The sequence below is a fragment of the Thioclava sp. F34-6 genome, assembly GCF_002213235.1.
Classification (GTDB): domain Bacteria; phylum Pseudomonadota; class Alphaproteobacteria; order Rhodobacterales; family Rhodobacteraceae; genus Thioclava; species Thioclava nitratireducens.
This window is the reverse complement of sequence record NZ_NBOA01000031.1, coordinates 1-1946: the sequence shown is the minus strand read 5'-3', so window position 1 is coordinate 1946 and position 1946 is coordinate 1. Positions and strand designations below refer to the sequence as shown.

Genomic DNA, 1946 nt, shown 5'->3' with positions numbered 1-1946 from the left:
GAAATCATCCGCGTCGCCAAGGAAAGCGGCGCCGACGCGATCCACCCGGGCTATGGCCTGCTGTCGGAGAACCCCGATTTCGTCGAAGCCTGCGATGCCGCCGGCATCACCTTCATCGGCCCGAGAGCCGAAACGATGCGCGCGCTCGGCGACAAGGCCTCGGCCCGGCGCGTCGCGATCAAGGCCGGCGTGCCGGTCATTCCCGCGACCGAAGTGCTGGGCGAGGATTTCGACGCGATCAAGAAAGAGGCCGCCGAGATCGGCTACCCACTAATGCTGAAAGCCAGCTGGGGCGGCGGCGGGCGCGGCATGCGCCCGATCCTCGGCGAGGAGGAACTGGTCGAGAAGGTCCGCGAAGGCCGGCGCGAAGCCGAAGCCGCCTTCGGAAATGGCGAGGGCTATCTCGAGAAGATGATCACCCGCGCGCGCCACGTCGAAGTGCAGCTTCTGGGCGACACGCATGGCAATCTCTATCACCTCTACGAGCGCGACTGCACCGTGCAGCGCCGCAACCAGAAGGTCGTCGAGCGCGCCCCTGCCCCCTACCTGTCGGACGAACAGCGCGAAGAGGTCTGCCAACTGGCGCTGAAGATCGGTCAGGCGGTCGGCTATGAATGTGCCGGCACGGTCGAATTCCTGATGGATATGGATACCGACAATTTCTACTTCATCGAGGTGAACCCACGCGTTCAGGTCGAGCATACCGTGACCGAGGAAGTCACCGGCATCGACATCGTGCAGGCCCAGATCAAGATTGCCGAAGGCGCGACACTCGCAGAGGCGACCCGCGCCAAGTCGCAGGACGAGATCGAACTGTCGGGCCACGCGCTGCAATGCCGCGTGACCACCGAGGACCCGCAGAACAACTTCATCCCCGATTACGGCCGCCTGACCGCCTATCGTTCGGCCACCGGCAACGGCATCCGTCTCGATGGCGGCACAGCCTATGCGGGCGGCGTCATCACCCGCTATTATGACTCGCTGCTGGTGAAGGTCACCGCCTGGGCGCAGGATCCCGATCAGGCGATCCGCCGGATGGACCGCGCCCTGCGCGAATTCCGTATCCGCGGCGTGAGCACGAATATCGACTTCGTCATCAACCTGCTCAAGCACCCGACCTTCCTCGACATGAGCTACACGACGAAGTTCATCGACACGACGCCGGAGCTGTTCGACTTCAAGCAACGCCGCGACCGGGGCACCAAGATCCTGACTTATATCGCGGACATCACGGTGAACGGTCACCCCGAGACCGCGGGCCGCAACAAGCCGCATGCCGAGGCGAGACCGCCGCGCCTGCCTGCGTTGAAAGACGAGGTGAAGCCCGGCAGCCGCAACCTGCTCGAGAAAGAGGGCGCGAAGGCGGTCGCCGACTGGATGAAGGCGCAGAAGAAGCTGCTGCTGACCGACACCACGATGCGCGACGGCCACCAGTCGCTGCTGGCAACCCGGATGCGCTCGATCGACATGATCAAGGCAGCACCCGCCTATGCCTCGAACCTGAGCGATCTGTTCTCGGTCGAATGCTGGGGCGGCGCGACATTCGATGTGGCCTACCGCTTCTTGCAGGAATGCCCGTGGCAGCGCCTGCGCGACATCCGCGAAGAGATGCCCAACATCCTGACCCAGATGCTTCTGCGCGCCTCGAACGGCGTGGGCTACACGAACTACCCTGACAACGTGGTGCAGTTCTTCGTCAAGCAGGCGGCGGAAAGCGGCGTCGACGTGTTCCGCGTCTTCGACTCGCTGAACTGGGTCGAGAACATGCGCGTCGCGATGGATGCGGTGATCGAGAGCGGCAAGATCTGCGAAGGCACGATCTGCTACACGGGCGACATCCTCGATCCCGACCGCGCGAAATATGACCTGAAATACTATATCGGCATGGCGAAAGAGCTGGAAGCGGCGGGCGCCCATATCCTCGGCCTCAAGGACATGGCGGGCCT

Annotated in this window: 1 protein-coding gene; it reads left to right on the top strand. The window is 63.7% G+C overall.

The genetic code is table 11. The annotated features are described in order from the left end of the window. The coding region (locus tag B6V72_RS18885) for a pyruvate carboxylase (protein ID WP_088736367.1) at nucleotides 1–1946 on the top strand (1946 nt) is incomplete at both ends.